We start from the raw sequence: 6,474 nt of genomic DNA on the forward strand, positions 1-6,474 counted from the left end.
GTTCTAACTTGCTCTCAAGCTCTTTCAAAAGCTTTGTGATCAATTGCAAGAATACTCAAATCTTTGATTTCACGTTCTGAATCCTAAGCATGAATTAAAGACCTGCACATGGAAAATTAGAGCATTCAATTCTGATGCAAACGTTCTGTTGAACCTCTATGGCGTACTCTTTGGCTTCCAAACTGAGATAACGGTATCACGCTCAAATCTAATTCACATTAGAATCGATTGAGAAAATCCTGAGAAATCAACAAACCTTGAAGGAATAGTTATCTAGATCAGTACCAGCTCATCGATCTAACTCTTATTTAAGCGGTAATCGCTATGTTAATCAAGGTAAAACATCTGCAGGAATGGGTTACCGCCATTCTGCACGGAGATGCAGATATGTTTCATCGAACCCTCCATCACAGTCCATCGAATGGTTTCTCCTGCTTCAACCGCTTCACACGCATTGCGAATTAGGTTGATAAATACCTGTTTCAGCTTGTCTGAATCGCCCAAAATTAGAGTTAGTGAACATGAAGCATAATATTCGAGCAAACGTTGCTGTGCTTCAGGCATTAATCACAGCGGAATTAATAACTCTCGAATGAATGCATCGACATTGATTTCAGCAAGCCGCAAAATTTGAAGTTTTGAATAAGACAAAATCTCCTGCAAGAGACTGGCTAATCGTTCAGCTTCATTGATCGCTAAAGAGAGCCGAGCTTGAGCAGATTCGGGTAGACCAAGATCAGTAGTTTAACCCCATTTGACCAGTGGTCAGGGGATTACGGATCTCGTGGACAATCCATTGCCGCAAATTCTCCAATAGCAGCCAGCCGCTCGTGCTCAATCTTGTGCGGATGCCGCCTTCAGAATGTGTCCTAACAGCTGAGACTTACCTGAGTGAATTTCCAGATCGAGATACTTGATAACTTCTCAGAAAACACTCAGTCTCTTCTCATCTAAATTATGAAAGCCCATGACAACATTAAATAATCTGTCACGAATGCCTAGAATGCCGTCAATAGTAAAAATTCTTTTGAGTTATCAGAAAGACTATGTCTATTGATACAGGGTTAAATTGATGACTACTCTACATCCTCACCATCCCATTTCAGGGTCTTGCCACCCTATTGATGTGGGGGGAGTGGTGTTAGCGATCGCTGTTGCAAAACATTAATTTGAATTAGAAACCTATGGAAACAGCAGATGTGATTGTGATTGGCAGTGGTCAGGGTGGAATTCCCTTAGCAGCTGACTTTGCCAAAGAAGGACGCAAGGTTGTGTTATTTGAGCGAGATGCCTTGGGTGGAAGCTGCGTTAACTATGGTTGCACTCCCTCTAAGGCATTTCTAGCGGCTGCTCATGCCGCAGGTCGAGCCCGTCAAGCCGCAAAGCTCGGTGTTCATGCCCAGGTTGAGGTCGATTTTTCTGCTGTAATGGAGCGAGTTCGTGGCATTCGAGATCGCTTCAATCAAGGCACAAAACAACGGTTAGAGAGTGCGGGTGTTCAAGTTGTTTGTGCTGAAGCATCGTTCACTAGCCATCACACTGTGACAGGCGGCGATGTAACTGTTGAAGCGCCTACCATCATCATCAACACAGGAACGGCGTCGCTGATTCCGAACATTCCTGGTTTAGCTGACACTCCTTATCTAACCAATCGTAATTTCTTCGAGTTGCAGGAGTTGCCGCCTCGTTTATTGGTGATTGGAGGTGGCTACATCGGTCTGGAATTGGGGCAAGGATTAGCGCGTTTGGGCAGCCAGACCCATTTGATTGTGCGAGGCGATCGCGTTCTTTCGCAAGAAGAGCCGGATGCCAGCGAAACCTTAGCAGAGGCGTTTAAGCAAGACGGCATCTCGATTCATTTCAACGTAAATACTGAAAAGGTTACTCATGCTGACGGAGTGTTTACGCTGCTGTTGAGCAACGGTGAAACGCTTCAGGGCGAAGCATTACTTATCGTGATTGGACGAAAACCAAACACCAGTGCATTGAATATGACTGCTGCTGGAGTTGAATTAGATCCACAGGGATTCATTAAAATTGACGATCAGTTTGGGACAACTTGCCCTGGCATTTATGCGATCGGGGATGTGGCAAGACAGCCTGCATTTACCCATGTGTCCTGGGAAGATTACCGCCGCTTAAAGGCAATTTTGTGTGGAGAGCAGCGAACTCGTAGCGATCGTGTTTTGGGTTATGCCGTTTACACCGAACCACAGGTCGGGCGCGTGGGTGTGACGTTAGAACAGGCTCAGCAGCAAGGCATTAATGCTCGTTGTGTGACGCTGCCAATGGCACACATCGCTCGTGCCATCGAGTGGGGGCATGATTTGGGCTTTTATCGGATGGTAGTAGACCAAGATACCGAGCAAATTTTGGGAGCAACATTGGTAGGCTATGAAACGGCTGAACTAGTTCACGTGTTTTTGTCTCTAATAGAGGCTAAAGCCACCTGGCGATTGTTAGAGCAGTCGGTACACATCCACCCAACATACGGTGAAGCACTGCCCAGTTTAGCAAGACTGCTGATTGGTGATGACATACCCTCGTGTCCCAACATGTAATCGCGTTTCCATAGTTTCAAACTTGTGTCATTTAAGAGGCTTTGACTAATGAAACTCAAGCAACTGGTTATCCTTGTCGGCGCTCTAATTTTATCTGTTGGTTGTGCAAGGGAAGCCACTGTGAATCGGCCTGTCAGCGAGGCTACAAGCTCTTCTCCTAGCGCAGAGGTTGCTGCTCCAACAGACTCTACTGCAACTGCACCAGATAGGGCTCAAAAGTCCGGTACGTTTATAGCTGGAGAAGCACCTACTCAAGGAAGGGCTCAAATCGTTATCGAGAATGGAGAACGTTATTTGGAGCTAGATCAATCTTTCAAAACAAGTGACAGAGGTCCAGATTTGTTTGTAATTTTGCATCGTTCTGATGATGTGCTGGGTTCTACCAAACCTCCCGCTTATCCGCTGCAAAAACAAGATTATGCCGTTTTGGGGCCTTTACAGAAAACCAGTGGTGCTCAACGGTATCCGATTCCCCAAAACGTGAATCTAGAGGATTATAAATCTGCTGCAATTTGGTGCCGTCAATTCAACGCCACCTTCGGCGTAGCTAAGTTTGATGGCTAACAGATGTGTATTGGTTTATCAAACATTGGCAGAGTATTGAATAAGACAAGAGCAAACCCACACTATGACAACCAATTTAAATGTTGGAGATCGCTTTCCCGACTTTGAACGCCTCAATCAGGAGCATGAGTTGATCAAACTCTCCAGTCTCACTCAGCCTAGCTTGATGGATCACTACTTAGGATTTACCGATGGTTATCCGCTGATCCTAGTATTTTATCGAGGTTTCTTTTGCCCCCGTGATCGTCAACAGCTTCCGCAGCTTGTGCAGTTTCAGAATGAACTTACGGTCAATTATTGCAAACTAGCTACAGTTAGTGTTGATCCACCAGTTGTGCAAGCTGCTTTTCGAGCTGGGTTGGGGGCACAGTGGCAATTTTTGTGTGACGAAAACCGAGACCTCATCAAGCAAATTAACATCCTGGATGAAACCGAGGGGGAGTATGCCTATCGCGCTCAGCCTTACACATTTGTATTGCGTCCTGATCTAACCATTCACAAAATCTATAATGGCTGGTTCTTTGTTGGACGACCCACTATTGAAGAATTGCGGCAAGATTTACGCGCCATTATGGAGACGCGAGCAGACTACCGTTACGAAGCCTACAACACCCCCTCAGTAAAGCAAATCCGTATTCCACAACAAGAGTGGACCAATGGGGCACCTCTCCTAGGTGTAAATGAGCTACCTGTAATGCAGGGAATTGTCCGTTGGTTTGACCTGAAGACGGGCAGCGGCATGATTTCTAGAGAGGATGGCGGTGAAGATGTTTTCTTTAATTTCACTGCAATTCCAGGCGAAGGTTATCGCACGTTGACAGCAGGTACACTCGTCAAGTTTGAGCTTGTTGAAGGTAAATTTGGTCGGACCGCTCGCAATGTGCAAAAGCAAGATTATTAACTGAGACATTTGTAGATTGGTTGAGCTAGGCGTAACCCTATCCCCACAAGTGATCTACGTTCTTCGGTTTGTGTGGATCAAGCAATCCATAATTAGAGTTGTTGGGAAATAAGCGATAATGAGTCAAGAAGAAGTAAGTGAAGTCTCATGCTCAACCTGGAACGAGTGGTGAACCAAGACCGACTACTAAGAGCTTTGACCAGGTTGAATCGTCAAGTGTTTGATACACTCTTGCCAAGTTTTGAGCAAGCCTATAAAGCTAGCCGCGAAGCCATCAAGCCCCTGCGGAAACGGGCAAGAGGCGGCGGACGCAAAGCGAAGCTGAACCGTATCGAAGCGAAACTGTTCTACATTTTGTGCTAGTTCAAGTGCTACCCGACGTTTGACTTAGCTAGGATTCTGTTTGACCTCGAGCGCTCACAGACGCATGAATGGATGCACGAACTGCAACCGATACTCGAAGGAGCATTGGGGTATGAGATGGCACTGCCAGCGCGCAAGTTACGCAATCTCGAAGCATTTGTAGAAATTCCAGAGGTGGATCGCGTGATAATTGATGCAAAAGGCTGAGCAGCAAACTCAGAAATAGTCAGGCAAGAAGCGGAGACATACACGCAAGCCTCTGGCAGCAGTAGACCAAACGAAACGAGTATTAGTGTTGAGCCCGTGAAGGGAAGCACGACAAGCGGTTTGAAGTCGAAGAAGCGATTGCTCGTCATATTCCAGATGAGATTTCGATTGAAGTCGATTTGGGCTTTCAAGGTTTACAGTCGGAATACACGAACATTCGCATTCTGCATAAGAAACCCAAAGGTGGGCAGCTAACGAAGCGCAAAACAAGAAAATCGAGCCTTAAGTCAGTCATGAGTGGTCTGCGAGAATGCGTTTGCGGGCATCAAGCGATATGGTGTGGTATCGCAGATTTACCGCAATCGGATTGAGGAGTTTGATGATCGGTTAATGCTGACGGCTGCTAGATTATGGAATTTCTACTTGGTGGCAGCTTAACTCGATAGCAAACGTCAGTTCCGGTTAAGCCAAACGCTATAAGCCCTATTACATGAAGACTTTGCCGAATGGGCGTGCTTCCAGCTATTGTCAACAAAGACTAGTATTGAGAATATTTTCATTTAAGAGCCTTGTTGACAGCACCTTGATGTACCGCAGTGAAACAGAGTACGAAAAATCAAGGATTCTGGCGATTTCTTATCCAGAACTCACGTTAGCAAAAAGCTGAACTCATCAAGTTCTACTTCAAACTCACTTATTCCCCAACACGTCTATTAATTAAGCTTCAGGAATAGGATAGCCATCTTCCCTGTACTCAAGGAGATGCTGAGGCACCTGAAGGTTCTTATCAAGAACCTGTATTAATATCTCCATGACGTTTCTTGGAAGAGGGAGCCGACCTTGTTCCCCCTCTGATCGATTTCCCCCATCTATCGTCCCGAATATTGTCGTTGCACACCGACCGATTTGTCGCCTTTCTTGAGAAACCCCGTTTCATCGAGCACCAGAACTCCTTCCGGGTTGCCTAAGTGGTCTACCACATACTGCCTCGGGTCATCCCGCACCCCATCAGCATCCCAACGAGCGCGATGAAGCAGATGTTGAAATCTAACGGGGTCCCTGGCTCCCACTGCTTTGGCCAGTTGCCAACTATTTTTACGTTCTACAGGAGCAATCAGGGCTTTGAGATACTCCGTTGCCCGTTGCTTGATCTCAGTTCTGAAGAAGCGAGGCGCAATTTGTCGAGTCAGGTTTTCCAGATGTTGAGCAGCGGTCTGTCGTGAGTCTAAATGGGGAGAATGAGTCGTCGAGTTCAATTGAAAGATATCTTGAAATGCATGTTCTGCCTCTATTTTAGCGAATCATAATCTACAACTGTAGTACTAGGAGTGATCGCGCTAGTGTGGCTCTTACCAATCCCTCGCAAATTTTACGTCGCATTATCTGGTTCTTCTGAGAAGGGAGTAATATATTTTTACTAATACACTACAAGTATGGCAATCTCCTATGGACGAAAGCCAAGTCTCCGGCTTAAATGCTGATTTGCAAGACTGCGATGAGGTTCTGTTGAGCGATCGCGCCTTCGACACAGACCCATCCGCAATCCTGATCGAGTCCTCAGATCTCCACAAACTACGGTTTCGGCTCATCGAGTGGTTGGCGCAATCACCTAACCGAAAGGTGAAGACGGCGCGCAAACAAGCGATCGCTAAAACTCTGGCCATCTCGACGCGCCAAGTGGAACGGTTACTGAATCAATACAACGAGGATCGCTTACGCGAAACCGCTGGGGTTGAACGTTCTGATAAGGGAGATCATCGAATCCTGCATATTTGCACAACTTCGGCACCTAATTCTCACCTTTCTTCGGCAGGTGATTCTCACTCAACTTCGGCAGGTCTAACGATAGCGTAACGGAACCGAATGAAAATTGCAAGC

At 46.2% G+C, this 6,474-nt stretch carries 8 protein-coding genes and 2 pseudogenes; 8 read left to right on the forward strand and 2 right to left on the reverse strand.

The genetic code is table 11. The features are described from left to right. Positions 1-327 precede the first annotated feature (327 nt). A complete protein-coding gene (locus NC980_RS23690; RefSeq protein ID WP_190376870.1) occupies positions 328-564 on the reverse strand; it encodes a hypothetical protein in 237 nt (78 codons plus the stop codon). Between the two features lie 620 nt (positions 565-1,184). Between NC980_RS23690 and NC980_RS23695 the strand changes: the two genes are divergently transcribed. The 7 genes and pseudogenes from NC980_RS23695 (at position 1,185) to NC980_RS23725 (ending at position 5,034) form a co-directional block, all read left to right on the forward strand. Continuing rightward, complete coding sequence (locus NC980_RS23695; protein ID WP_190376871.1) at positions 1,185-2,561, forward strand: FAD-dependent oxidoreductase; 1,377 nt, start codon at positions 1,185-1,187, stop codon at positions 2,559-2,561. A 48-nt stretch (positions 2,562-2,609) separates the two neighbouring features. Next, positions 2,610-3,125 carry a DM13 domain-containing protein gene (locus tag NC980_RS23700; protein WP_190376872.1) on the forward strand — a complete coding sequence of 172 codons (516 nt, stop codon included), beginning with the start codon at positions 2,610-2,612 and terminating at the stop codon, positions 3,123-3,125. 64 nt (positions 3,126-3,189) lie between these two features. Further along, positions 3,190-3,615 (forward strand): annotated as a pseudogene (locus tag NC980_RS23705) (redoxin domain-containing protein); the annotation flags it as partial. Positions 3,616-3,819: 204 nt separating this feature from the next. Further along, positions 3,820-4,026, forward strand: coding sequence for a cold shock domain-containing protein (locus NC980_RS23710; protein ID WP_242026907.1), 207 nt, complete (start codon positions 3,820-3,822; stop codon positions 4,024-4,026). A 147-nt stretch (positions 4,027-4,173) separates the two neighbouring features. Beyond that, a complete protein-coding gene (locus tag NC980_RS23715; protein WP_242026902.1) occupies positions 4,174-4,389 on the forward strand; it encodes a hypothetical protein in 216 nt (71 codons plus the stop codon). A gap of 72 nt (positions 4,390-4,461) precedes the next feature. Next, entirely contained in the window at positions 4,462-4,596 is a 135-nt protein-coding gene (locus NC980_RS23720) for a hypothetical protein (protein ID WP_277881389.1), read from the forward strand. 297 nt (positions 4,597-4,893) lie between these two features. After that, entirely contained in the window at positions 4,894-5,034 is a 141-nt protein-coding gene (locus tag NC980_RS23725) for a hypothetical protein (RefSeq protein ID WP_242026904.1), read from the forward strand. A 437-nt stretch (positions 5,035-5,471) separates the two neighbouring features. Here NC980_RS23725 and NC980_RS23730 read toward each other — a convergent pair. After that, positions 5,472-5,852, reverse strand: a pseudogene (locus NC980_RS23730) (transposase); the annotation flags it as partial. A gap of 190 nt (positions 5,853-6,042) precedes the next feature. Here NC980_RS23730 and NC980_RS23735 point away from each other — a divergent pair. Next, a complete protein-coding gene (locus NC980_RS23735) occupies positions 6,043-6,450 on the forward strand; it encodes a hypothetical protein (protein WP_190376875.1) in 408 nt (135 codons plus the stop codon). The last annotated feature ends 24 nt before the right edge of the window (positions 6,451-6,474 follow it).

Origin of the sequence: Leptolyngbya sp. AS-A5, assembly GCF_039962495.1 — a bacterium.
Classification (GTDB): domain Bacteria; phylum Cyanobacteriota; class Cyanobacteriia; order Leptolyngbyales; family Leptolyngbyaceae; genus Leptolyngbya.